General features: G+C 73.5%; 20 protein-coding genes. 16 read left to right on the top strand and 4 right to left on the bottom strand.

Annotated elements, in window-relative coordinates; genetic code table 11:
- Positions 1 to 7: 7 nt before the first annotated feature.
- Positions 8 to 487, bottom strand: a complete 480-nt coding sequence (locus tag BM076_RS28105) for a CU044_2847 family protein (protein WP_143120662.1) — start codon at positions 485 to 487, stop codon at positions 8 to 10.
- A gap of 212 nt (positions 488 to 699) precedes the next feature.
- Here BM076_RS28105 and BM076_RS28100 point away from each other — a divergent pair, with 212 nt between their 5' ends.
- From BM076_RS28100 to BM076_RS28065, 8 genes are all read left to right on the top strand, one after another.
- Positions 700 to 2,160, top strand: coding sequence for an aldehyde dehydrogenase family protein (locus tag BM076_RS28100; protein WP_093716532.1), 1,461 nt, complete (start codon positions 700 to 702; stop codon positions 2,158 to 2,160).
- A 183-nt stretch (positions 2,161 to 2,343) separates the two neighbouring features.
- Positions 2,344 to 4,284 (top strand): acyl-CoA dehydrogenase family protein, encoded by a 1,941-nt coding sequence (locus tag BM076_RS28095; RefSeq protein WP_093716531.1) that lies wholly within the window; start codon positions 2,344 to 2,346, stop codon positions 4,282 to 4,284.
- A 158-nt stretch (positions 4,285 to 4,442) separates the two neighbouring features.
- The gene (dxr, locus tag BM076_RS28090; protein ID WP_093716530.1) at positions 4,443 to 5,729 is read left to right on the top strand and encodes a 1-deoxy-D-xylulose-5-phosphate reductoisomerase; all 1,287 of its coding nucleotides are present in this window, start codon (positions 4,443 to 4,445) and stop codon (positions 5,727 to 5,729) included.
- Positions 5,726 to 7,042 (top strand): M50 family metallopeptidase, encoded by a 1,317-nt coding sequence (locus tag BM076_RS28085; protein WP_093716529.1) that lies wholly within the window; start codon positions 5,726 to 5,728, stop codon positions 7,040 to 7,042. Before dxr ends, BM076_RS28085 begins: the two co-directional genes overlap by 4 nt.
- 101 nt (positions 7,043 to 7,143) lie before the next feature.
- A complete protein-coding gene (gene ispG / locus BM076_RS28080; protein ID WP_093716528.1) occupies positions 7,144 to 8,298 on the top strand; it encodes a flavodoxin-dependent (E)-4-hydroxy-3-methylbut-2-enyl-diphosphate synthase in 1,155 nt (384 codons plus the stop codon).
- Between the two features lie 121 nt (positions 8,299 to 8,419).
- A complete protein-coding gene (locus BM076_RS28075) occupies positions 8,420 to 9,265 on the top strand; it encodes a GNAT family N-acetyltransferase (RefSeq protein WP_093716527.1) in 846 nt (281 codons plus the stop codon).
- A gap of 143 nt (positions 9,266 to 9,408) precedes the next feature.
- Positions 9,409 to 9,942 carry a GNAT family N-acetyltransferase gene (locus tag BM076_RS28070; protein ID WP_093716526.1) on the top strand — a complete coding sequence of 178 codons (534 nt, stop codon included), beginning with the start codon at positions 9,409 to 9,411 and terminating at the stop codon, positions 9,940 to 9,942.
- Between the two features lie 114 nt (positions 9,943 to 10,056).
- Positions 10,057 to 11,778 carry a proline--tRNA ligase gene (locus BM076_RS28065; protein ID WP_093716525.1) on the top strand — a complete coding sequence of 574 codons (1,722 nt, stop codon included), beginning with the start codon at positions 10,057 to 10,059 and terminating at the stop codon, positions 11,776 to 11,778.
- 29 nt (positions 11,779 to 11,807) lie between these two features.
- On the opposite strand, the gene BM076_RS28060 is transcribed toward BM076_RS28065, so the two are convergent.
- The 3 genes from BM076_RS28060 to BM076_RS28050 all read right to left on the bottom strand — a co-directional run bounded on the left by BM076_RS28060 (position 11,808) and on the right by BM076_RS28050 (position 13,930).
- Positions 11,808 to 12,752, bottom strand: a complete 945-nt coding sequence (locus tag BM076_RS28060; RefSeq protein WP_093716524.1) for an aminoglycoside phosphotransferase family protein — start codon at positions 12,750 to 12,752, stop codon at positions 11,808 to 11,810.
- 40 nt (positions 12,753 to 12,792) lie between these two features.
- Positions 12,793 to 13,266 carry a ferritin-like domain-containing protein gene (locus tag BM076_RS28055; protein WP_093716523.1) on the bottom strand — a complete coding sequence of 158 codons (474 nt, stop codon included), beginning with the start codon at positions 13,264 to 13,266 and terminating at the stop codon, positions 12,793 to 12,795.
- Positions 13,267 to 13,336: 70 nt separating this feature from the next.
- Positions 13,337 to 13,930, bottom strand: coding sequence for a hypothetical protein (locus BM076_RS28050; RefSeq protein ID WP_177246655.1), 594 nt, complete (start codon positions 13,928 to 13,930; stop codon positions 13,337 to 13,339).
- 147 nt (positions 13,931 to 14,077) lie between these two features.
- On the opposite strand from BM076_RS28050, the gene rimP reads away from it, so the two are divergent.
- From rimP to BM076_RS37695, 8 genes are all read left to right on the top strand, one after another.
- Complete coding sequence (gene rimP, locus BM076_RS28045; protein WP_093716522.1) at positions 14,078 to 14,656, top strand: ribosome maturation factor RimP; 579 nt, start codon at positions 14,078 to 14,080, stop codon at positions 14,654 to 14,656.
- 2 nt (positions 14,657 to 14,658) lie between these two features.
- Positions 14,659 to 15,654 carry a transcription termination factor NusA gene (gene nusA, locus BM076_RS28040; RefSeq protein WP_093716521.1) on the top strand — a complete coding sequence of 332 codons (996 nt, stop codon included), beginning with the start codon at positions 14,659 to 14,661 and terminating at the stop codon, positions 15,652 to 15,654.
- Positions 15,655 to 15,804: 150 nt separating this feature from the next.
- On the top strand, positions 15,805 to 16,083 hold the full coding sequence (locus tag BM076_RS28035; RefSeq protein WP_093716520.1) for a YlxR family protein: 279 nt from the start codon (positions 15,805 to 15,807) through the stop codon (positions 16,081 to 16,083).
- A gap of 161 nt (positions 16,084 to 16,244) precedes the next feature.
- Complete coding sequence (infB, locus tag BM076_RS28030; protein WP_093716519.1) at positions 16,245 to 19,346, top strand: translation initiation factor IF-2; 3,102 nt, start codon at positions 16,245 to 16,247, stop codon at positions 19,344 to 19,346.
- Between the two features lie 129 nt (positions 19,347 to 19,475).
- Positions 19,476 to 19,769: a DUF503 domain-containing protein gene (locus BM076_RS28025; protein ID WP_093716518.1), complete on the top strand. Its 294-nt coding sequence runs from the start codon at positions 19,476 to 19,478 to the stop codon at positions 19,767 to 19,769.
- Between the two features lie 34 nt (positions 19,770 to 19,803).
- Complete coding sequence (rbfA, locus tag BM076_RS28020; protein WP_093716517.1) at positions 19,804 to 20,340, top strand: 30S ribosome-binding factor RbfA; 537 nt, start codon at positions 19,804 to 19,806, stop codon at positions 20,338 to 20,340.
- Entirely contained in the window at positions 20,337 to 21,233 is an 897-nt protein-coding gene (gene truB, locus BM076_RS28015) for a tRNA pseudouridine(55) synthase TruB (RefSeq protein ID WP_093716516.1), read from the top strand. The genes rbfA and truB overlap by 4 nt, the downstream gene beginning before the upstream one ends.
- A gap of 256 nt (positions 21,234 to 21,489) precedes the next feature.
- The gene (locus BM076_RS37695) at positions 21,490 to 25,620 is read left to right on the top strand and encodes a serine protease (RefSeq protein WP_245796452.1); all 4,131 of its coding nucleotides are present in this window, start codon (positions 21,490 to 21,492) and stop codon (positions 25,618 to 25,620) included.
- The last annotated feature ends 35 nt before the right edge of the window (positions 25,621 to 25,655 follow it).

Raw genomic sequence — 25,655 nt, 5'->3', positions numbered from 1 at the left:
GCCGTCCTCAGATCCCTGGGGCGCCGCCGGGCCCCGTAGCGTCCGCCGCATCAGTGGACGCGGCCTCCGCCTCGGCGCGGGCCCGGCGGGCGGCCAGGTCCCAGGACAGCTTCACGGTCAGGCCCGCCTCGCTGCCCGCCTCCGCGATGATGCCGAAGAGCTGCCCGGACTTCACGGCGAGCTTGAGGCCGAACTCCACCTCGAAGGAGTCCGGCGACCCGGCGGCGCCGCCCTCCGTCACCGTTTCGGCCGCCCAGCGGCCCACGCTGCGCACGGTGTCCCGCACCTGCCCGAGGCTGAGCGCCACCGCCGAGCCGAGGGCGGCGGCCCTGCGGCCCGCGCCGACCCCGACATCGCCGTACGGATCGTCGCCGCCGTACCCCGTACCGGCCGCGCCGTCCCCGGTCTGCCGGAAGGCGAGGTCCCCGATGACCTCGGCCTCCACCGTCGAACCGTCGCCCAGGTCGATCGTCACGCTCTGTGTCACGGTGTTCCCCTCCCCGTCCGTCAGCAGGATAGAGGCGCCCGCCCGTACGGCGGGCGGCTTTGCCGGGCCCGGGGCCGCGGGACGTTACGGCCATTACGGAGCGCGGCAGCGGGCACGTACTACGTCGTGGACAACGTGCGGCCCGGCCCGGCCCGCCTACGGTGAGAGACGGGGACGGCAGCACATTCGATCTCGGAAAGGGCGGACCCACCGTGACAACCACAGGAGCGGCCACGCACGCGTTCTGGCTGGCGGGCCGGCAGGCCGAGGGCACGGACACCTTCGACGTGACCAGCCCCTGGGACGGCGCGACGGTCGGCCGGGTCGCCGTGCCGACGGACGCCCAGGTCGAGGAGGCGGTCGCGGCGGCGGCAGCGGCGGCCGACGCGTTCTCGGCGACGCCCGCGCACGTACGGGCCGCCGCGCTCGACCATGTGTCGAAGCGGATCGCCGAGCGGTCGGAGGAGATCGCCCGGCTGATCACGGCGGAGAACGGCAAGCCGATGAAGTGGTCGCGAGGCGAGGTCGGCCGCGCCGTGTCCGTCTTCCGCTGGGCCGCCGAGGAAGCCCGCCGCTTCAACAGCGGCGAGGCGCAGCGCCTGGACACCGACGCGGGCGGCGTCGGTCGGCTCGCGCTGACCCGCCGCTTCGGCCGCGGCCCGGTGCTCGGCATCGCGCCGTTCAACTTCCCGCTCAACCTGGTGGCGCACAAGGTCGCCCCGGCGATCGCGGTCGGCACCCCCATCATCCTCAAGCCGGCGCCCGCGACCCCGCTGTCCGCGCTGCTGCTCGGCGAGCTGCTGGCCGAGACCGAGGGGCTGCCAGAGGGCGCCTGGAGCGTGCTGCCGGTCGCCAACGACAAGATGCCCGCGCTGGTGCAGGACCCGCGGCTGCCGGTGATCTCCTTCACCGGTTCCGACACCGTCGGTTACCAGATCATGGACTCGGTGCCGCGCAAGCACATCACGCTGGAGCTGGGCGGCAACGCCGCGGCCGTGGTGCTCGCCGACTGGTCGTCCGAGGCCGACCTCGACTGGGCCGCGACCCGCATCGCCACCTTCTCCAACTACCAGGCCGGCCAGTCCTGCATCTCGGTGCAGCGGGTCATCGCCGACACCGCCGTCTTCGACGCGCTCGCGGAGAAGATCGTCGCCAAGGTGCGGGAGCAGGCCGTCGGCGACCCGGGCGACGACGCCACCGACGTCGGCCCGCTGGTCAGCGAGGCCGCCGCCGAACGGGTCGCGTCCTGGGTGGACGAGGCCGTCGCCAAGGGCGCCAAACTGCTGACCGGCGGCACCCGGGAGGGCACCAGCTACGCGCCGACCGTTCTCGCCGACCTGCCGGCCGACGCGGTCCTGGCCACCGCGGAGGCGTTCGGCCCCGTGCTGTCGCTGCACCGGGTCAACGGCGCCGACGAGGCGTTCGCCGCCGTCAACGACTCCCGCTTCGGGCTCCAGAGCGGTGTGTTCACCCACGACCTCCAGCTCGCCTTCCGCGCCCACCGGGAACTGGAGGTCGGCGGCGTCATCATCGGCGACGCCCCCTCCTACCGCGCCGACCAGATGCCGTACGGCGGCGTCAAGGACTCGGGCACGGGTCGCGAGGGCGTCAAGTACGCGATGGACGACTACACCTACGAGCGGGTCCTCGTCCTGACCGGCCTGGACCTCTGACCCGGCCGTACGCCCCCGGCACCGGAGCCGCCGCGTGGAATCCCCGCGCGGCGGCTCCGTCCGTTCCCGTCAGGGCCCCCCTCACGCTCCCGTCCTGTTCGTGACCTGGTCGAGGGGGCGGATCGGGGGTAGTACGGACAAGTAGCACCGGTTGGTAACCGGCTACCCGGAGGTGACGCAACCGTGTCCGCACCCACCGCACGCAAGGTCTCAGAGCGCGAAGCCCGTCAGGTGGCGGAGGCCGCCAGGGAACAGGACTGGCACAAGCCCAGCTTCGCCAAGGAGCTGTTCCTCGGCAGGTTCCGGCTCGACCTGATCCACCCCCACCCGCAGCCCGCGCCGGAGGCGGTGGACAAGGGCGAGGCGTTCCTCGGCGTCCTCCGCGACTTCCTGGAGACGAAGGTCGACGGCGCCAGGATCGAGCGCGAGTCCCGCATCCCCGACGAGACGATCACCGGCCTGAAGGAGATCGGCGCCTTCGGGATGAAGATCGACACCAAGTACGGCGGCCTCGGTCTCACCCAGGTGTACTACAACAAGGCGCTGGCCCTGGCCGGTACGGCGAGCCCGGCGATCGGCGCGCTGCTGTCGGCCCATCAGTCGATCGGCGTACCGCAGCCGCTGAAGATGTTCGGCACCCAGGAACAGAAGGACACCTTCCTGCCGCGCTGCGCCCGTACCGACATCAGCGCCTTCCTGCTCACCGAGCCCGACGTCGGCTCCGACCCGGCGCGGCTGGCGACCACCGCGGTGCGCGACGGCGACGATTACGTGCTCGACGGCGTCAAGCTGTGGACGACCAACGGCGTCATCGCCGACCTGCTGGTGGTGATGGCCCGGGTACCGAAACCCGACACCGGCGCCGACACCTACGAGGACCACAAGGGCGGCATCACCGCCTTCGTCGTCGAGGCGGACTCGGCGGGCATCACCGTGGAGAACCGCAACGCCTTCATGGGCCTGCGCGGCATCGAGAACGGCGTCACCCGCTTCCACCGGGTGCGCGTCCCGGCCGCCAACCGGATCGGCCCCGAGGGCGCGGGCCTGAAGATCGCGCTGACCACCCTCAACACCGGCCGCCTCTCGCTGCCCGCGGTCTGCGCGGGCGCCGGGAAGTGGTGCCTGAAGATCGCCCGCGAGTGGTCGGCGGCCCGCGAACAGTGGGGCAAACCGATCGCCGAGCACGAGGCGGTCGGTGCGAAGATCGCCTACATTGCCGCCACCACCTTCGCCCTGGAAGCGGTGCTCGACCTGTCGTCGCAGATGGCCGACGAGGACCGCAACGACATCCGGATCGAGGCGGCGCTCGCCAAGCTCTTCGGCTCCGAGGCGGCCTGGCTGATGGCCGACGAGCTGGTGCAGATCCGCGGCGGGCGCGGCTTCGAGACCGCGGACTCGCTCGCCGCCCGCGGCGAACGCGCCGTCCCGGCCGAGCAGGTGCTGCGCGACCTGCGGATCAACCGGATCTTCGAGGGCTCCACCGAGATCATGCACCTGCTGATCGCCCGCGAGGCCGTCGACGCCCATCTGTCCGTGGCCGGCGACCTCATCGACCCCGACACCTCGCTCGGCGACAAGGCGAAGGCCGGCGCGAAGGCGGGCGGCTTCTACGCCCGCTGGCTGCCCAAACTGGTCGCCGGGCCCGGCCAACTGCCCACCTCGTACGCCGAGTTCGGGCCGCTCGCCGGGCATCTGCGGTACATCGAGCGCAGCGCGCGCAAGCTGGCGCGCAGCACCTTCTACGCGATGTCGCGCTGGCAGGGCCGGATGGAGACCAAGCAGAATTTCCTGGCCCGCATCGTCGACATCGGCGCCGAACTCTTCGCCATGAGCGCCGCGTGCGTACGCGCCCAGCACCTGGCCGCGACCGGCGAGCACGGCCAGGAGGCCAGGCGGCTGGCCGACACCTTCTGCCGGCAGTCGCGGATCCGCACCGAGGAACTGTTCGCCCGGCTGTGGACCAACACCGACGGCGCCGACCGCAGGCTCACCCGGGCCGTGCTCGACGGCGACCTCACCTGGCTGGAGGCCGGCATCGTCGACCCCAGCCGCGAGGGCCCGTGGATCGCCGACGCCGAGCCGGGGCCCGCCACCACTGACAACCTGCACCGTCCCGTGCACTGACCTGTACACCCCCGCACCTTCCCGTGCACCGGCCCGTACACAGCCGGCGCACAGCCGAAAGCCCCGACGACCGCACCGACCCGCACACCCGTACGCGCACCGGCCGACGTATCCCGACCGGTGCGCGTACGGGTGCCCCGGCAGGACAGAATGGCCCCATGACGGACGCTCTCGCAGACCCGCACCACCGCCCGCACCTGACCGGCCAGGCCGCGGCCGGCGGCCGGCGGGACATCGTGATCCTCGGCTCCACCGGCTCCGTCGGCACCCAGGCCGTCGACGTGGTGCTCCGCAATCCGGACCGCTTCCGCGTCGTGGCGGTCTCCGCCGCGGGCACCCGCGCGGAACTGCTCGCCGAGCAGGCCCACCAGCTGCGGGTGCGGACGGTCGCGGTCGCGGACGAGTCCGCGGTCGACGCCGTACGGCAGGCGCTGACCCGGCACTTCGGCGCCGGCAACGAGCCGGAGATCCTCGCGGGTCCCGACGCCGCCACGCAGGCGGCGACGCTGGAGTGCGACGCGGTGCTCAACGGCATCACCGGCTCCATCGGACTGCGGCCGACGCTGGCCGCCCTGGAGGCCGACCGGGTACTGATCCTCGCCAACAAGGAGTCGCTGATCGTCGGCGGCCCGCTGGTGAAGGCGATCGCCAAGCCCGGCCAGATCGTGCCCGTCGACTCCGAGCACTCCGCGCTCTTCCAGGCCATGCTCGGCGGCAGCCGGGCCGAGGTCCGCAAGCTGATCGTCACCGCCTCCGGCGGCCCCTTCCGCGGCCGCAGCCGCGCGGAGCTGGCCGACGTCAAGCCCGCGGACGCGCTCGCCCACCCCACCTGGGACATGGGCCCGGTGATCACCATCAACTCCGCGACCCTGGTCAACAAGGGCCTTGAGGTCATCGAGGCCCACCTGCTCTACGACATCCCGTTCGAGCGGATCGAGGTCGTCGTCCACCCGCAGTCCTACATTCACTCGATGGTGGAATTCGTCGACGGCTCCACGCTCGCCCAGGCCAGCCCGCCCGACATGCGGATGCCGATCGCGCTGGGCCTGGGCTGGCCTGACCGGGTGCCGGACGCCGCACCCGCGTTCGACTGGTCGAAGGCGTCGACCTGGGAATTCTTCCCGCTGGACGACGACGCGTTCCCGTCCGTCGCTTTGGCCCGACATGTGGGTAGCCTCGGAGGCACCGCACCCGCGGTGTTCAACGCCGCCAACGAGGAGTGCGTCGACGCCTTCCTCGCCGGCCGGCTGCCGTTCACCGGGATCGTGGACACCATCGCCAAGGTCGTGGAGGAACACGGCGTGCCGCGCTCGGGAACTCGGCTGACCGTCGAGGACGTCCTCGAAGCGGAGGCATGGGCCCGCGCCCGTGCCAGGGAACTCGCGAACGGCACCACCGCGGACGTGCAGACGGACGCGTCGACATCGGAGGCAGCAGGCGTATGACCGCACTCATGACGGTCCTCGGCATAGTGGTCTTCGCCGTGGGCCTGATGGTCTCCATCGCCTGGCACGAGCTGGGTCACCTCTCCACGGCCAAGCTCTTCAAGATCCGCGTGCCCCAGTACATGGTCGGCTTCGGCCCCACGATCTGGTCCCGGCACAAGGGGGAGACCGAGTACGGCTTCAAGGCCGTACCGCTCGGCGGCTACATCCGGATGATCGGCATGTTCCCGCCGGGCGAGGACGGCAGGGTCACCGCCCGCTCCACCTCGCCGTGGCGCGGCATGATCGAGGACGCCCGCTCGGCGGCGTACGAAGAGCTGCAGCCGGGCGACGAGACGCGGATGTTCTACACGCGCAAGCCGTGGAAGCGCGTCATCGTGATGTTCGCCGGACCCTTCATGAATCTGATCCTGGCGGTCGCGCTGTTCCTCGGCGTCTTCATGGGCTTCGGCATCAGCACCCGCACCACCGTGGTCAGCCAGGTCAGCGACTGCGTGATCTCCCAGGCCGACACCACCAAGCGCGACGCGGACAACCCGTGCCGGCCCTCCGACCCGGTCGCGCCCGCCAAGACCGCGGGCCTGAAGGCCGGCGACAAGATCGTGGAGTTCAACGGCAGGCCGGTGCACGACTGGAACGCGCTGTCCAAGGACATCCGCGACGGCATCGGCAAGGCGGAGATCGTCGTGGAGCGCGACGGGCAGCGGGTCACCCTCTACCCGACGATCACCACCAACACCGTCGCCAAGACCGACGGCGACGGCAATTACGTGGACGGCACCGTCAAGGCGGGCTTCCTCGGCTTCAGCCCCGCCAGCCACATCCAGCCGCTGGGCTTCACCGACTCCATCGACCACATGGGAGACATGGCCCGGCAAGGCGTCGACTCCCTGATCAGCCTGCCCAAGCGGATCCCCGACCTGTGGAACGCGGCCTTCAACGGGGCGGAGCGCAAAGCGGACTCCCCGATGGGCGTGGTCGGCGCCGCCCGCGTCGGCGGCGAGGTCGCCGCGCTCCACGAACCCGCCGTCAACCGCATCATGACCTTCGTGATGCTCATCGCGGGCTTCAACCTCTCGCTGTTCCTGTTCAACATGCTCCCGCTGCTGCCGTTGGACGGCGGCCACATCGCGGGCGCGCTGTGGGAATCGGTGCGCAGGCACGCCGCGAAGGTCTTCCGCAAACCCGACCCCGGGCCGTTCGACGTCGCCAAGCTGATGCCGATCGCCTATGTCGTGGCCGGAATCTTTGTGTCCTTCACCCTGCTGGTACTGATCGCCGACGTGGTCAACCCCGTCAAACTGAGTTCGTAATGGGATGAGGCGCGCGCAGGCCGCGGGCGGGGTGCCGTAACCTCGGATACCGGAGCCCGCCCACGCCGGGACCTCGATCCACACCTTGGGGATGCCACGCAATGACCGCGATTTCGCTCGGGATGCCAGATGTTCCGATCAAGCTCGCCGAACGCCGCAAGAGCCGTCAGATCCAGGTCGGAACGGTTCCCGTGGGCGGAGACGCGCCCGTATCCGTCCAGTCGATGACCACCACCCGCACCTCCGATGTCGGCGCCACGCTCCAGCAGATCGCCGAGCTGACCGCGTCCGGCTGCCAGATCGTCCGCGTCGCGTGCCCCACCCAGGACGACGCCGACGCGCTCGCGACGATCGCCAAGAAGTCGCAGATTCCGGTGATCGCGGACATTCATTTCCAGCCGAAATATGTCTTCGCCGCGATCGACGCCGGCTGCGCGGCCGTCCGCGTCAACCCCGGCAACATCAAGCAGTTCGACGACAAGGTCAAGGAGATCGCCCGGGCGGCCTCCGACGCCGGGGTGCCGATCCGGATCGGCGTCAACGCCGGTTCGCTGGACGCGCGGCTGCTGAAGAAGTACGGCAAGGCCACCCCCGAGGCGCTGGTCGAGTCCGCGCTGTGGGAGGCGTCGCTCTTCGAGGAGCACGGCTTCCGCGACATCAAGATCTCGGTCAAGCACAACGACCCGGTCGTCATGGTCAACGCCTACCGGCAGCTCGCCGCCGCCTGTGACTACCCGCTGCACCTCGGCGTCACCGAGGCGGGCCCCGCCTTCCAGGGCACCATCAAGTCCGCCGTCGCCTTCGGCGCGCTGCTCTCCGAGGGCATCGGCGACACCATCCGGGTGTCGCTGTCCGCGCCCCCGGCCGAAGAGGTCAAGGTCGGCATCCAGATCCTGGAGTCGCTCAACCTGCGCCAGCGCCGCCTGGAGATCGTCTCCTGCCCGTCCTGCGGCCGCGCCCAGGTCGACGTCTACAAGCTCGCCGACCAGGTGTCCGCCGGTCTCGACGGCATGGAGGTGCCGCTGCGCGTCGCCGTCATGGGCTGCGTCGTCAACGGCCCCGGCGAGGCCCGCGAGGCCGACCTCGGTGTCGCCTCCGGCAACGGCAAGGGCCAGATCTTCGTCAAGGGCGAGGTCATCAAGACCGTGCCCGAGTCCAAGATCGTCGAGACGCTGATCGAGGAGGCGATGAAGATCGCCGAGCAGATGGAGGCCGACGGCGCCATGTCGGGGGAGCCGCAGGTGAGCGTCTCCTGACCGCCGAGCAGCCCCGGTGCCCCGCGTCCCCCGCCCCCGGCGGGCCGGACGCGGGGCGCGGCACGTCCGCGCGCGGTAAAGTGCGCAGATCACCCCATGTCCGCGATGTGGAGGCGCCCACGTGTTGACCACATCGACCGCCAAGGTCCTCGAACCCGGTGATCTCGACGCCGCCCTCGCGGTGCTCAACCGCGACCCGGTGGCCAACGCCTTCGTCGCCTCCCGGGTCAATGTCGCCGGGCTCGACCCGTGGCGGCTCGGCGGCGAGATGTGGGGCTGGTACAGCGGCGGACGGCTCACCTCGCTCTGCTACGCGGGCGCCAATCTCGTCCCGCTGTGCGCCACCCCCGACGCGGTCCGCGCCTTCGCCGACCGGGCCCGCAGGGCGGGCCGCCGCTGCTCCTCGATCGTCGGGCCCGCCGAGGCCACCGCCGACCTGTGGTCACAGCTGGAACCCCACTGGGGACCGGCCCGCGAGGTCCGCGCCCACCAGCCGCTGATGACCACGCGCGCGCTGCCCGCCGACATCACCCCCGACCCGCTGGTGCGCCGGGTCCGGCGCGACGAGATGGACGTGATCATGCCCGCGTGCGTGGCCATGTTCACCGAGGAGGTCGGGGTCTCGCCGCTGGCCGGCGACGGCGGCCTGCTCTACCAGGCCCGGGTCGCCGAACTGGTCTCCACCGGCCGGGCGTTCGCCCGGATCGAGGACGGCCGGGTGGTCTTCAAGGCCGAGATCGGCGCCGTCACCCGGCACACCTGCCAGATCCAGGGCGTCTGGGTCGACCCCGAATTCCGCGGCCAGGGACTGTCGGAGACGGGCATGGCCGCCGTGCTGCACTTCGCGCTGCGCGATGTCGCCCCGGTCGCCAGCCTCTACGTCAACGACTTCAACGCCCCGGCCCGCGCCGCCTACCAGCGGGTCGGCTTCAGCGAGGTCGGCGCCTTCATGAGCGTGCTGTTCTGAGGCGTGCGGTTCTGAGCTTCCTCGGCGGACCCTTGGGCCGGTTCGCCGCCGCCCCGTTCTCCGCCCCGTTTTCCGGCCGCCGCGCGGCGGGTGACCGGAGGCGCGGTCGTCCCCGGCCGGAGCTGCCGGTAGTGTCCCGGCCCATGGAGAACGTGGTGGTCGGCCCCGTCGACCTCGGCGCGCGCGTCGACGAGGCCCTCGCCGTACAGGCACTCGCCTTCGGGCTCGGTCCGGACGAGGTCGCGATCCGGCGGCAGATCGTGCTCCGGCACCTCGGCCACCCCGGCGCGCGGGCGCTCGGCGCCCTCACCGACGACGGCCGGCTGGTCGGCTTCGTCTACGGGATGCCCAACGACCGCGCCCACTGGTGGTCCAGCGTCGTGCAGCCGTATCTGCGCCGGGAGGGCAACGACGAATGGCTCGACGACGCCTTCGTCATCACCGAACTGCACGTGCTGCCCGACTTCCAGGGCCACCGGATCGGGCGGCGGCTGATCACCGACATCACCGACACCGCGACCGAGCCGCGCAGCATCCTGTCCGCGATCGACGGCGACAGCCCGGCCCGCCGGCTCTACCGGGCGCTCGGCTACCGGGACCTGGCCCGCCCGGTGCACTTCCCGAGCGCCGCCCGGCCGTACGCGGTGATGGGCGCGCCGCTGCCGCTGCTGCGCTGAGACAGCCGGGCGAGCGGGTTCGGGTTCGCCAAAGGGGGCGGAAAACGGTTTTCCGGGCGCCCCGCGCGCTCGCTATCCTCGCCGGACCTTCCCCTCCAGAGCACGGAGAACGCCATGGTCCTGCGCATGTCCCGGCTGATGCTCAAGACGCTGCGCGACGCCCCGGCCGACGCGGAGACCACCAGCCACAAGCTGCTGGTCCGCGCCGGATACGTGCGCCGCTCGTCCGCCGGGATGTGGACGTGGCTGCCGCTGGGCAAGCGGGTGCTGGACAACGTGGCCCGGATCGTGCGCGAGGAGATGGAGGCGATCGGCGGACAGGAGGTGCTGCTGCCCGCCCTGCTGCCCCGCGAGCACTACGAGACCACCGGCCGCGCCGACGAGTACGGCGATCTGCTCTTCCGGCTCACGGACCGCAAGGGCACCGACTACGTGCTCGGCCCCACCCATGAGGAGATCTTCACCCAGCTGGTGAAGGACCAGGTCACCTCCTACAAGGACCTGCCCCTGACCCTCTTCCAGATCCAGACCAAGTACCGCGACGAGGCCAGGCCCAGGTCCGGAGTGCTGCGCGGACGCGAGTTCCAGATGAAGGACGCCTACTCCTTCGACACCGACGAGGAAGGGCTCGCCGCCTCCTACCGGGCGCACCGGCAGGCGTACATCCGGATCTTCGAACGCCTCGGCTTCGACTTCCGCGTCGTGTCGGCCGTCTCCGGCGCCATGGGCGGCTCCGCCTCCGAGGAATTCCTCGCGCCCGCCGCCGCGGGCGAGGACACCTTCGCCGACTGCCCCGGCTGCGACTACGCCGCCAATACGGAGGCGGTCACATATACGGCGCGGGCCGCGGCGGATACGGGTGCGGATGCCGCCGAGCACGGGCCCGTCGAGGAGATGGACACCCCCGGCACCGCGACCGTCGCGCAACTCGCCGCCCGCTACGGTGTGCCCGCCTCCGCGACGCTGAAGAACCTGCTGGTCAAGGTCGACGGCGAGATCACCGCCGTCGGCGTGCCCGGCGACCGCGAGGTGGACCTCGGCAAGCTCGCGGACCACCTCGCGCCCGCCGCCGTGGACATCGTCACCGCCGAGGACTTCGCGGAGCGGCCCGACCTCGTCCGCGGCTACATCGGCCCCCAGGGCCTCGGCATCCGCTACCTCGCCGATCCCCGGGTCGCACCCGGCACCGCGTGGATCACCGGCGCCAACAAGGAAGGCCGGCACGCGGCCGGTGTCGTGTGCGGGCGGGACTTCACCGTCGACCGCTACCTCGACGTCGTCACCGTCGAGGCCGGTGACCCCTGCCCCCGCTGCGGCACAGGACTGCGGCTCGACCGGGCCATCGAGATCGGCCACATCTTCCAACTCGGCCGCAAGTACGCCGACGCCTTCCAGTTGGACGTCCTCGGCCGGGACGGCAAGCCCGTCCGGGTCACCATGGGCTCCTACGGGATCGGCGTCTCCCGCGCGGTGGCGGCGCTCGCCGAGCAGACCGCCGACGCCAAGGGACTGCGCTGGCCCCGCGAGGTCGCCCCCGCCGACGTGCACGTCGTGGCGGCGGGCAAGGCCGTACCGACCGCACTGGCCGAGGACGCCGCCGCCCGCCTGCACGCGGCGGGCCTGCGGGTCCTGCTCGACGACCGCCCCGGACTCTCCCCGGGCGTCAAGCTCACCGACGCCGACCTCATCGGCGTGCCCACCCTCCTGACGGCGGGCCGCCGCGCCGCCGAGGGCCTGCTGGAGCTCACCGACCGCGCCACCGGCGACCGCGCCGACGTCACCCTCGACGAGGCCGTCACCCGCCTGACCTCCACCGGCACCGCCGCCCGCAGCTGACCGGGCCCCGGCCGGTCACGGCCGGGCCGTCACAGCCAGGAGGCGAATTCCAGCAGCAGCTCGCCGTCCTCCTGGTCGCCGACCGAGAGCGACCAGACACCGGCCTCGACGGAGCGGAAGAGGGTCCAGCCGCGCAGCCGGTCGGGGTCGACCTCCAGGGACGAGGCGAGCTTGGCCAGCCGGCGCCGCGCGGCGGCCCGTGATCCGGGCTGGGCGGCGAGCGTGGAGAGCCGGTCCCGTACCAGCCACGCGAGGTCGTACGCCCGCTCGCCGACCAGCGGCTTGGGGTCGATGGCGAGCCACGGGGTCCGCTCACCGGCCAGCACATTGCCGTGGTGGTAGTCCCCGTGCAGCAGTACGTCCTCCGCCGGCCCCGCCACGAGGTCGCCGTAGACCTCCAGCGCCTCGTCGATGAGCGGGCGGACCTCCGCCGCGAAGTCCCGCTCCCGCCGCTCGCGCAGCGAGGGGACGAGCGCCCCGGTGTAGTCGGCGACCGAGGTGAAGGGGTGCCCCTCGCCCGGCGGAACCCACAGCCGCCGCAGCAGGTCCGCCGCCTCCAGCATCGCCTTCGGCTCGGCCAGCGACCGCAGGGACACATCCGCCTGGAGCCGTTCCAGGAGCAGCGCCCCCTCGGCGGGGTCGGCGTCGAGCAGCCGTACGGCCCCGCGTCCGTCCCAGTGCGCGAGCGCCGCGTGCTCGTGCTCGGTCTCCCGGTTCACCATGCCGATCTTGAGCACGGCAGGTGTGCCGTCCGCCGTGCGGACCAGCACGATCATGCTGATCTGGCCGCCCGCCGCGAAGACCCGCTCAGGGGTCAGCCCCCACCGCTCCAGATGGCGCCCGACCCGGTCCGGGAGTTCCGCCAGCCACACCCGGCCCGCCTCGCCCTCCCAGGCCCCGACGGTGCGGACCAGCCGCTCCGGCGGATCGAGTCGTACGGCTCCTGGCCCCCCGTGGTGTGCTGCTGAAGCCATCCGTGTGCGTTCCCTCCGTGAAGTGTGCGGGAGCCGGTGATCAGCTCCGTTCCGCCAACCCCGGGAAGGCTACGCTGCCGCCGCGCCAGCGCACGGCACGCACCGCCGCCTCGCGCAGCGCGCTCGCCGCGTCGCGCCGGATGTCGCCGATCGCGGCGCGCACCAGATCGCCGTACACACCCGCGACGTGGTCCTCCAGATAGGCGGCGAGCCGCAGCGCCGCGGCGGCGTCCGGCACGGCGAAGGGCAGCTCGTACCCGGCGGCGGCGGTCACCGGGGTGCCGCCGAGGTCCACGACCGTACGGCCGAGGACGTCGCGCCGGGCGCGGTGCGCGTCGTACGCCTGCCGGGCCTCGGCCTCGCGGCTTTCGGCGACCCGGCCGCCGACGACGCTGTAGCCGTAGACCGCCGCGTACTCGGCGGCGAGCGCCGCCCGCACGGCGTCGAGCACCGCGTTGCCGGTACCGGCCGTGCCCTTCGTACGGGCCGTGCCTTTCGTACCGCCCGTGGTCATCGGGCCGCCCCCTCGGCGCTCTGCGGGGTCGCGCTGCCCGGGCCGTTCGCGTCGTCCGTACCGGCCGTGGTCATCTGGCCGCCCCCTTCGTGGTCAGCAGTGCCGCGTGGCCGGCGCCGGCCGCCGCGACCGAGGCGAGGAGCCGGGCCAGTTCGCCCGGCACGGTCAGCAGCGCCGCGGCCCTGCGGTCGGCGAGCCGCCGCTCCTCGCGGGCCAGGGCGCTCAGCGCGGCGGCCGGGGACGACGGCGGTGTGTACGGAGCGGTGGTGGCCGGGGCCGTCGCGGACGCCTTCGGCGTTCCGGTGCTCGGTGACGCGGCTGACGACATGGTCGGTGACGCGGTCGGTACGGGCGCCGCCCTGCCGCCGAACGCCCCTACGTGCTGGGCCACTTCGGCCCGCAGCGGGGCCAGCCGGGCGGCCAGCGCCGGATGCGCGGCGGCCACCGCGTCGTACCGTACGAGCAGCGCCGCGCTGTCCGCCGCCGCCTGCCGCCGTGCCGTCTCACCGGGGCGCGGCGGCGCGGACGCGTGCCCGGCGCCGTCGCTGCCTGAGCCGTCACCGCCCCCGGAACAGCCGGCGCCGGCGGCCATCGTCGACACGGTCGACACCGCCACCACCGCCACCACACTCCGCCTGCTCAGCCGCGGCACGTCCGGGATCATTGGGCGAGTGTAGAGGGGCGCCGCGCACCCCTCGGCGCCGCCTCCCGGCGACCGACGATGGCGCGGCGACGTGTGGAAACTCGGGTAATCTCTCCTTTACACGCGATCTTCCATCACAACAGCACACGCGGCCGAGGAGTCACCCGGATGAGCACCACCCAGAGCGAGAGGCTGCGCGGGCTGCTGGAACCGCTCGTCGGCCGGACGGGACTGGATCTGGAGGAGGTCACGGTGACGGCCGCGGGCAAGCGGCGGCAGTTGCTGGTCGTGGTGGACTCCGACGAGGGCGTGCAGCTCGACGCGGTCGCGGAGCTGAGCCGGGAGATCTCGCAGGCGCTGGACGCCGCGGACGCGATGGGCGAGTCGGAGTACGTCCTGGAGGTCACCTCCCCGGGCACCGACCGGCCGCTGACCGAACCCCGGCACTTCCGCCGCAACACCGGCCGCCTGGTCAAGCTCCGGCTCAAGGAGCGCGGCGAGCTGACCGCCCGGATCATGACGGTGGACGACACGGGCCTCGACCTGGAGGTCCCCGGCGTCAAGGGCCGCAAGCCCAAGCCGGCCCGCGCCGACTTCGCGGAGATCGAGAAGGCCCGCGTGGAGGTCGAGTTCAACCGCAAGAACGCGGCCGGGGACGACGTACCGGACGACGACATCGCCGATGACGACATCGGCGGCGACGTGGAGATCGACGAGAACGACGACGAGAACGACGAGGAGGCGTAGCCGTGGACATCGACATGAAGGCCCTGCGGGGCCTGGTGCAGGAGAGGCAGATCTCGTTCGACCTGCTGGTCGAGGCGATCGAGTCGGCGCTCCTCATCGCGTACCACCGCGAGCCCGGCAGCCTGCGCAGGGCCCGGGTGGAGCTGGACCGCACCAGCGGACACGTGACGGTGTGGGCCAAGGAGGACCAGGAGGAGGCCGGGGGCGAGGGCGCGGAGCCGCGCGAGTTCGACGACACCCCCAGCGGCTTCGGCCGGATCGCCGCGTCGACCGCCAAGCAGGTGATCCTGCAGCGGCTGCGCGACGCCGAGGACGACGTCACCTTCGGGGAGTACGCCGGCCGCGAGGGCGACATCGTCGCGGGCCTGGTGCAGCAGGGCAAGGACCCCAAGAACGTCCTGGTCGACATCGGCAAGCTGGAAGCGATCCTGCCGGTGCAGGAACAGGTGCCGGGCGAGGACTACAAGCACGGCACCCGGCTGCGCGCGTACGTCGTCCGCGTCGCCAAGGGGGTGCGCGGCCCGTCCGTCACCCTGTCGCGGACCCACCCCAGCCTGGTGAAGAAGCTCTTCGCGCTGGAGGTCCCGGAGATCGCGGACGGCTCGGTGCTGATCGAGGCCATCGCCCGCGAGGCCGGCCACCGCACCAAGATCGCGGTCCGCTCCACCCGCTCCGGGCTGAACGCCAAAGGCGCCTGCATCGGCCCGATGGGCGCCCGGGTGCGCGCGGTGATGGCCGAGCTGAACGGCGAGAAGATCGACATCGTCGACTGGTCGGACGACCCTGCCGAGATGGTGGCGAACGCGCTGTCCCCGGCCCGGGTCTCCAAGGTCGAGGTGGTGGACGCCGCCGCCCGGTCCGCCCGGGTGACCGTGCCCGACTACCAGCTGTCGCTGGCGATCGGCAAGGAAGGGCAGAACGCCCGGCTCGCCGCCCGGCTCACCGGATGGCGGATCGACATCCGCCCGGACACCGAGCAGCAGCCGCCGCAGGACTGATCACGAACCCGGTCCGGAGCCGGCCGGCGGCCCGTCCCCGGCCGATCCGGAGCCGGGTGCATACGTCCCGTTACCGGCGGGCATGAAACGAACAACCGTGCGTCGGCGCACTCGAAGGGGTGACGTCGGCGCGGGGAGGTAGACTGAAGAGTGTCTGGTCGGACGCGCACCCCAGCATGCCCGGAGCGAAGCTGCATCGGCTGCCGGGAGCGTACGGCCAAGAGCGAGCTGCTGCGTGTGGTGGTGGACGGTGACACCTGTGTTCCCGATCATCGCGGTACGCTGCCCGGTCGGGGAGCTTATCTGCACCCCGCCCTTGCCTGCCTAGACCTGGCGGTCCGCCGCCGGGCGTTCAACCGGGCCTTCAAAGGACCGGTCACGCCCGACACCGCGGAACTGCGCCGGTTCGTCGAGCGGGCAGCCCCGTAAGTAAGAGAAATGAAGTACGGCACGGGACACCGTGCGGTCAGGTACCTCGCGAGATGGAAGTAGGTCGAGATTGCGATGAGCACTCGATGAGTACGCGATGAGTACGCCCATGAAGTAGCGACGGTCCGGCGGACGATCACCCCGGACCTAAAAGGAGCGAAGTGGCTAAGGTCCGGGTATACGAACTCGCCAAGGAGATGGGAGTCGAGAGCAAGGTCGTCATGGCCAAGCTCCAAGAACTCGGCGAATTCGTCCGTTCGGCGTCCTCGACGATCGAGGCGCCGGTAGTCCGTAAGTTGACCGACGCTTTCCAGGGGCCCGGTGGCAACACCAAGTCCGCTGCGAAGCCCGCGGCGCCGCGCAAGAGCGCGCCCGCCAAGCCGGCCGCGCCCACCCCGGGCGCGCCGGCCCGTCCTGCTGCCCCGGCGCCGAAGCCGGCCGCCGCGGGCGGTCCCGTGACCCCGGCCGCGCCCGCGGCCCCGGCCACCCCCAGCGCCGGTGCGCCGGCCGCGCCCGGCCAGAGCGCCCCGCGCCCCGGCCCCAAGCCGGCCCCGGCCCCGGCCGCCCCGAAGCCCGCTCCGGCGGCTCCGGTGCCCGCGGCCGAGTTCCAGGCCCCGCCGGCCGCTCCGGCGGCCCCGTCCGCCCCGCGCGGCGGTGCCACCCCCGGCCCGCGTCCGAGCGCCCGCCCGGCGCCCGGCCAGAGCGGTCCCGGCCAGCGTGACGGCGGCGCGCGCCCCGCGCGTCCGGCCGGCTCCGGCCAGGGCGCCCCGCGCCCCGGCGGCGCCCGCCCGGCGGGTCCGCGCCCCGGCAACAACCCGTTCACGTCCGGCGGTTCCACCGGTATGCAGCGCCCCGGCGGCGCCCCGCGTCCCGGCGGCGAGCGCCGTGACGAGCGTCCGCCGCGTCCCGGCGGCCAGGGCGCCCCGGGCAGCATGCCGCGTCCCGGTGGCGCGCCGCGTCCCGGCGGTGCGCCCGGCGGTGCCGGCGGACAGCGTCCGTCGCCCGGCGGCATGCCCCGCCCGCAGTCCTCGGGCCCGCGCCCGAACCCCGGCATGATGCCGCAGCGGCCCGCGCCCTCCCCGGGCGGCCGTCCCGGTCCCGGCGGTCGCGGTGGCGGCCCCGGCGGCCGTCCCGGCGGTCCCGGTGCCCGTCCCGGCGGTGGCGGCGGCTTCGCCGGCCGTCCGGCCGGTCCCGGTGGCGGCGGCCGTCCCGGCGGCGGTGGCGGCTTCGGCGGCCCGCGTCCCGGTGGCGGTGCTCCCGGCGGTGGCGGCGGCTTCGGTCCTCGTCCCGGCGGCTTCGGCGGACGTCCCGGCGGCCCGGGCGGCCGTGGTGGAACGCAGGGCGCGTTCGGCCGTGGCCCCGGTGGCCGTCCGGCGCGCGGTCGCAAGAGCAAGCGCCAGCGGCGCCAGGAGTACGAGGCCATGCAGGCCCCGTCCGTGGGCGGCGTGCTGCTGCCCCGCGGCAACGGCCAGACCGTGCGGCTGTCGCGCGGTGCCTCGCTCACCGACTTCGCCGAGAAGATCAACGCCAACCCGGCGTCGCTCGTCCAGGTGATGCTCAACCTCGGTGAGATGGTCACGGCGACCCAGTCGGTGTCCGACTCCACCCTGGAGCTGCTCGCCGGCGAGATGAACTACGTGCTGGAGATCGTCAGCCCGGAGGAGGAGGACCGCGAGCTGCTCGAGTCGTTCTCCATCGAATTCGGTGAGGACGAGGGCGGCGAGGAGATGCTCGTCTCCCGTCCGCCGGTCGTGACCGTCATGGGTCACGTCGACCACGGAAAGACCCGCCTCCTCGACGCGATCCGCAAGACCAACGTGGTCGCGGGCGAGGCCGGCGGCATCACCCAGCACATCGGTGCCTACCAGGTCGCCACCGAGGTCAACGGCGAAGAGCGCGCGATCACCTTCATCGACACCCCGGGTCACGAGGCGTTCACCGCCATGCGTGCCCGCGGCGCCAAGTCCACCGACATCGCGATCCTGGTGGTCGCGGCCAACGACGGTGTGATGCCGCAGACGATCGAGGCGCTCAACCACGCCAAGGCGGCCGACGTGCCGATCGTGGTCGCGGTCAACAAGATCGACGTCGAGGGCGCCGACCCGACCAAGGTGCGCGGACAGCTCACCGAGTTCGGTCTGGTGGCCGAGGAGTACGGCGGCGACACGATGTTCGTCGACATCTCCGCCAAGCAGGGTCTGAACATCGACTCCCTGCTGGAGGCCGTGGTCCTGACCGCGGACGCCTCGCTCGACCTGCGGGCCAACCCGGAGCAGGACGCGCAGGGCATCGCGATCGAGGCGCACCTCGACCGCGGCCGCGGCGCCGTGGCGACCGTCCTGGTCCAGCGCGGCACGCTGCGGGTCGGCGACACGATGGTGGTCGGCGACGCGTACGGCCGTGTCCGGGCCATGCTCGACGACAAGGGCGAGAACGTGGAGGAGGCGACCCCGTCGACTCCTGTCCTCGTGCTCGGTCTGACCAACGTGCCCGGCGCCGGCGACAACTTCCTGGTCGTCGACGAGGACCGCACCGCCCGGCAGATCGCCGAGAAGCGGGCCGCGCGCGAGCGCAACGTCCGCTTCGCCCGCAAGGGCGTCCGGTTCTCCCTGGAGAATCTGGACGAGGCGCTCAAGGCCGGTCTGGTCCAGGAACTCAACCTCATCATCAAGGGCGACGCGTCCGGTTCGGTGGAGGCCCTCGAGTCCTCGCTGCTTCAGCTCGACGTCGGCGAAGAGGTCGAGATCCGGGTGCTGCACCGCGGTGTCGGTGCGGTCACCGAGTCGGACATCGACCTGGCGACGGGCTCCGACGCCATCGTCATCGGCTTCAACGTCCGCGCGGCCGGCCGTGCCGCGCAGATGGCCGAGCGCGAGGGCGTCGACGTCCGGTACTACTCGGTGATCTACCAGGCCATCGAGGAGATCGAGGCGGCCCTGAAGGGCATGCTCAAGCCGGAGTACGAGGAGGTCGAGCTGGGCACCGCGGAGATCCGCGAGGTCTTCCGCTCCTCCAAGCTCGGCAACATCGCCGGTGTGCTGGTCCGCTCCGGCGAGGTCAAGCGCAACACCAAGGCCCGGCTGCTCCGCGACGGCAAGGTCATCGCGGAGAACCTCAACATCGACGGCCTGCGCCGCTTCAAGGACGACGTCACCGAGATTCGTGAGGGTTACGAGGGCGGTATCAACCTCGGCAACTACAACGACATCAAGATCGACGACGTCATCGCGACGTACGAGATGCGCGAGAAGCCGCGCGGCTGACGCCGTGACCCGGCCGTGCGGTGTCCGCCGCACGGCCGGGTGAGGGCAGGACCCGGACATCGCGGCCGGGACCGGCCGGCGGGGAAATCCCGTCGATCGGCCCCGGCCGTCGCCTGTACCGTCGTACCCATGTATGCAGGCACATTGTGCTTCGACCTGCTCCTGGGTGACGTACGGTCCCTGAAGGAGAAGAGGTCCGTCGTCCGTCCGATCGTCGCCGAGCTGCACCGCAAGTTCGCGGTGAGCGTGGCGGAGACCGGTGACCAGGACCTCTATCGCAGGGCCGAGATAGGAATCGCGGTGGTGTCGGGGGACCTCGGACACCTCAAGGACGTACTCGACCGGTGCGAACGCTGGATGACCGCCCGTCCCGAAGTGGAACTGCTGTCGGCACGGCAGCGCGTCCACGGCGACGACGAGTGAGCACAATGCCCAAGGACACAGAGAGAAGAAGACGATGACCGACACCGCGCGGGCGCGAAAGCTGGCCGACCGCATCCGGGTCGTGGTCGCGGAGACCCTTCAGCGGCGCATCAAGGACCCGCGGCTGGGCTATGTGACGATCACCGACACCCGTGTCACCGGCGACCTGCGGGAGGCGACCGTCTTCTACACGGTCTACGGGGACGACGAGGAGCGCGCCGCCTCCGCCGCCGCCCTGGAGAGCGCCAAGGGAGTGCTGCGCTCCGAGGTCGGACGGCAGACCGGGGTGCGCTTCACCCCGACGCTGGCCTTCGTGGCGGACGCCCTGCCGGACAACGCCAAGACCATCGACGACCTGCTCGCCAAGGCCCGCGCGGCCGACGAGGAGGTCCGCAAGACCGCCACCGACGCGCAGTACGCGGGCGAGGCGGACCCGTACCGCAAGCCGTCCGACGACGACGCTGACGATGATGACGACGCTGACGTCGACATCGCCGACGCGTCCGACGGCGCCTCGGACGACACCTCCGGCGGCACCTCCGACACCGAGGGCGGGCCCGCGAGCGCATGACGCGTACAACCGCACCCTCCGGGCTCGTCGTCGTCGACAAGCCCGGGGGGCTCACCTCGCACGGTGTGGTGTCGCGGATGCGACGGCTGGCCGGGACTCGGCGTGTCGGCCACGCCGGCACCCTGGACCCGATGGCGACCGGTGTGCTGATCATCGGCGTCGAGAAGGCCACCCGGCTGCTCGGCCACCTCGCGCTCACCGAGAAGGAGTACGTCGCCACCGTCCGGCTCGGGCAGAGCACGGTGACCGACGACGCGGAGGGCGAGGTCACCTCCTCCGCCGACGCCTCGGGCGTCACGCGGGACCGGATCGACGCCGGGATCGCCGCGCTGACCGGCCCGATCCAGCAGGTCCCGTCCAAGGTCAGCGCCATCAAGGTCAACGGGGTGCGGTCGTACACCCGGGTCAGGGAGGGCGAGGAGTTCGAACTTGCCGCCCGGCCGGTGACCGTGTCCTCCTTCACCGTCCAGGACGTACGCCCGGCGCCCGCGGACGCGCCCGGCGCCGTCGACCTCGACGTCACGGTGGTCTGCTCCTCCGGCACCTACATCCGCGCCCTCGCCCGCGACCTGGGCGCCGGGCTCGGCGTCGGCGGCCATCTGACCGCGCTGCGCCGCACCCGCGTCGGCCCGTACGGGCTGGACGGCGCGCGCACCCTGGAGCAGTTGGAGGAGTCCTTCGCCGTCCTGCCGATCGAGAACGCCGCCGCGGCCGCCTTCCCGCGCTGGGACGTGGACGCGGAGCAGGCGCGTCTGCTGGCCAACGGCGTACGGATCAAGGCGCCCGCCCTCGCGGCCGGGCCGACGGCCGTGTTCGGTCCCGACGGGCGCTTTCTGGCGCTGGTGGAGGAGAAGGACGGCCAGGTGAAGATCGTGGCGGTCTTCCCGGAGTAGCCGTCCCCCCTTTTTCCCCCTCGCACCGTGGGACGGGGCCGTCTGTCCCCTGAGCGGCCCCGCTCCACGATCCCCCTCGGTCCCCCCACCACTCCCTATCCATCCGGCACCCGGAAATCACCCCAATGGGCGGGCGCTCGGAGTGAAGTAAGGGAGCACAAGGGGGCGCTTTCGCCAGGTGATCTAGGCGGACGATTCCGCCGCACCTACCGTCGAAGCGGGACGAAACGGGGCGGGTCGGCGGGGGAGGTGCCCGATGACGGTGCGCGGGGCCGAGGTGGACGGCGCGCTGGTGCGCGTCTGTGACCTGGCGGGACGGCCACGGGGGACGGGATTCCTCGCGGACTCCGGCGGCACGATGATCACCAGCCACGAGGCGGTCGACGGACTCGCCCGGCTCGTCCTGCACGCGCCCGGCGAACAGGTGTGCCTGGTGGAGGCGGAGGCCATCACGGCACTCCCCGAGACCGGGCTCGCACTGGTCGCCACCGAGGGGCTGAGCCTGCCGCCGCTGTCCATCGCGCCCGGCGGCCCGGCCGACCCCGAGCGGCGGATCCGGCTCAGGGCGCCGCAGTGGACCGGCGGCGTCGTGCTCGGCACCGCGTCCGTCACGTACACCGCGACCGACCGCTTCCATCTGCTCGACGGGGTCTACGAACTGGGCCTGGACGGCACCGACATGAGCCGGGTCGCGCCGCAGGCTTCGGGCGCGCCGCTGATCGACGCGACGACCGGGGCGGTGCTCGCGGTCGTCGCGACGGCGCTGCACGCCGGGCACCGGGCGGCCGGTTTCGCCGTACCGCTGCGGGCGGGTGCCGGTACGCCGGAGCCGCTGGCCGCGCTGCTGGCCAGGAACGCGGCGACGGTGCCCGCGTACGGGCCGCACCTCAATCTGGCCGGCGCGCTCCAGCTCACCGGCACGTCGGTCGGCTCGGCGGCCGGTCCCGGGCAGTGGCGCGAGCCCGTCGAACGGCCCGAAGTGGCGGACGCGCTGGGGGAGTTCCTGGCGCTGCGGGGCGCCGCCGCGCCGCTCGTCCTGGGTCTTGTCGGCGACCCCGGCACCGGCCGCAGCACCGAACTGGCCGCGCTGGCCGCGCGCCGCGCCCGCGGCGCGGAACCCGCGCCCACCGTGTGGCTGCGCGGCGCGGAACTGCGCCCGGGCGACGGCGGTGTCAAGGACGCCGTCGAACGCTCGCTGCGGACCGCCGCGCGGATCGTCTGCGCCGCCTCGGGCCCCGGCGCGGGCGGCGGCGAACCGCCCTTCGCCTCGCCCGACGCCGTCGCGGACCTCGCGCGGGCCGCGGGCCGCCCCCTGCTGGTCCTGCTCGACGCCCCCGAGGAGATGCCCCCAGTCCTCGCCCACGCCCTCGCCGACTGGACGGCGGGCACGGCCAGTTGGCTCCGCGCGGGCGACGTCCGGCTGATCGTCGGCTGCCGCCCGGAATTCTGGGAACGCGCGGGCGCGCTGCTGCCTGTCGGCATGGCGTACGCGCCGCAGCGGCGACCCGCGCCGGGGACCGCAGCGCGCGGCGCCGCTTCCGGGGCCGTTTTCGGGTCGCCTTCCGGGGCGGCCGAGGGTCCGGAGGCCGTCGGCCGGGTCGCGGCGTCGGGCCCGACCGGTACCGGCGGCCCGGACACGCCGTCCGCGGCCGAGCGGGTGGCGCGGGCGCTGCCGCCCTGCCTGCGGCTGGGGGACCTGACCGAGACGCAGGCGGCCCGCGCCCGCGCCGCGTACGGCCTGGCGGCGGACGCGCTGCGGCCGGCCGACGCGGCGCATCCGCTGGCGCTGCGGCTGCTGTCGGAGATCAGGGCGGCGCTGCCCGGCGGCACGGCGGACGGCGGCGGCCCGCCCGGCGGCGCCGCGCCCACCCGGGCGGAGATCTTCTCCGCGCACCTGGACCTGGTGTGCCTGCGGATCGCGGTGCGGCTGGCGGCGCAGGCCGAACAGCCGGTACGGGGCAGCGGCGTACGGCGGCTCGCGGCGCGGGTGGCGGGGCAGGTGCACGAGGCGGCGCGGCGCTGCCTGGGGCCGGGGCAGGGGGAGTTGGACCGGGAGTCCTTCGAGGACCTCTTCCCGTGGCGCACCGGCTGGGCGTCCGCGGTGCTCACCGAAGGGCTGCTGGTGCCCGCGGGGGCCGGCTACCGCTTCGCGCACGAAGAGGTCGCCGACTGGCTCCAGGGCCTCCACCTCGACCTGGACGCGGCCCTGCACGCGCTGGTGCACCGCTGGTTCGCCGCGCCCGCGGGCGGCGCCGAGGCGCCGGTCCGGCTGCCGTCGCGGCCACCGGGCACGCTGGCCGGCCGGCCGCCGCCGGTCCCGCCCGCGCCGCCGGTCGCGCCGCCCTCCGAGCCCCGCTCGCTGCCCGTGCCGCGGCACCGGCTCGGCCCTGTGCTCCAGTCGATGCTCCTCACCCCGCCCGACCCGCTCACCCACCACCTGCGCCGCCTCATCCACTGCCTGGACCACCAGGCCACCGCCCCCACCCGCCACATCCCCCCGCCGCCCGTCCCGGACGGCCCCGTCCCCCGTACGGCCCTCGGCCCACCCCCCTCCTCCGCCTACTTCGACACCGACACCGTCCCCAACCCCCGCTCCCACCGCCGAGCCCGCCCCCTCAACGCCCTGGACCAGCGGGGACCATGCGCCCCCGCCGACCCCGGACCGCCCGGCGCGGAGCCACCGCCCGGCGGCGGCGTTCCCGCGGCTGATGGCACGGACCTGTGGCCGCCCGAGGGGCCGTCGGCCGGGCTTCCCGTTCCGCCGTACGGCGGCGTTTCCGGCGCCGGCGCCACCGGTCCCTGCCCGCCGCCCGCGGGGCAACCCGCGACGGGCGGCGACGGCGAGCGGAGTCGGGCGGGCGGGCCGCAGGCCAGTGGGGTGGCCGCGCGGCGCGGGGACGCAGTGTGGTGGGCGGCGCACCTGGTGGCGGAGGTGCTGACCCGGCTCGGCGACGCGCGCAACTACCGGGGAGTGCTGCGGCTGCTGGCCGAGCGGGTCGCCGTACGGTCGGTGGAGCGCGGCGGCTTCACGCCCGAAGGGCTCGGCGGCCTCGGGGAGTTCGGCCCGGCCTTCTGGCGGCGGGTGCCGCTGCCGCTGGAGGAACGGCTGGAGCTGCTGCGGCTGCTGCTGCCCGCCGACCGGCCGCCGGTGCCGGGCGAGCCGGGTGACCCCGACAGCCGTTTCCTGCCCGCCGTCGCCGAACTCCTCGCCGAGGCACCGGACACGGCGCTGCCCGCGGTGTGCGGCTGGTTCGACGACGACCGGCCGTTGCAGACCGCCCCCGGCGGCGACGAGCCGCGGCTGACCGTCGCGTCCGCCGCGCAGGCGCTGCTGCACACCCACCGGCGGCTGGCCGTGGACGAGTTGACCGAGGCGCTGGTGGCCGCCGGCCACCCCGGGGCCGACGAGGTGCTCGCCGCCCTCGCCGAGGACGAGCCGTCCGCCGTCTGCCGGGCCGTGGACCGCTGGGCGCACGACCCGCGCCCCGACCGCCATGTCGCGGCAGCCTCGTACGGCCGCCGCGCCGCGCCCCACGTGCGGTCCGCGGCCGACCGTGAACTGCTGCGCTACGCCGCCCTGGTGATCCTCGCCCGCCCCGGCGACTGCACCCTGCACGGCGCCGCGCTCGGACTGCTGGTCCGCGATCCGGCGACGCGTTCGCGCCATCTCGGCGCGGCCCTCGACCGGTTCGCGGCGGGCGACCCCCAACTCCCCGCGGCCGACCTGGCCGCGGCGCTCGGCACCCACCCGGAGCCGGTGCTCGCCGCCTTCCACGCCCGGCTGCGCGCCCCCGGCCGGGACGGCGGCGCCGCGGAGGTGCTGGACGAACTGGCCGGGGTGACCACCCCCGCGCTCGCCCGGCGCGCGGCCGCCCTCGTCCGGGACCACCTGCTGCACCATCCGGAGGGCGCCGCCGACGTCGCCCGCTATCTCGACCTGCGGCTGGAACAGGGCCCCGGTGTGCGCGCCGTCCTGCTGCCGCTGGCCACCGCGCTGCTGACCGACCACCCGCCGGAGGTCCGCCGCGCCCTGCTGCCGGTGCTCGCCGCGCCCGGCACCCACCTGTCCCGGCCGCTGCGCAGGGAACTCCTCGACATGGCGCTGGCCGTCGAGCGCGACCCCACGGTGCTGGACGCGCTGCTCGGCGCCGCCGCCGACGGCTGCCACCGCACACCGCCCGTCCTCACCCGCGACCTGGTGCACCGGGTCGGTCTGCTGCTCGGCCGCACCCCGGAAGGCGCCGCGCAGTTCGACGGCAGGATCGTCGAACTGGCCGCCTCCTGCCCCGACTTCGGCCGCCTGGTCCGTGAATGGCTCGATACGGGCGGCACCTGGGACGCGGTGATCGGCCCGAGCGCCCGCCGCAGACTGGAGACCGTCGCCTGAGCAGGCCGCACGCCGGCCGCGCGGCGACGGCCCCG

This window comes from Actinacidiphila alni, from assembly GCF_900112845.1.
GTDB lineage: Bacteria > Actinomycetota > Actinomycetes > Streptomycetales > Streptomycetaceae > Actinacidiphila > Actinacidiphila alni.
The sequence above is the reverse complement of the archived record's forward strand: the minus strand, read 5'-3'. Positions and strand labels throughout refer to the sequence as shown.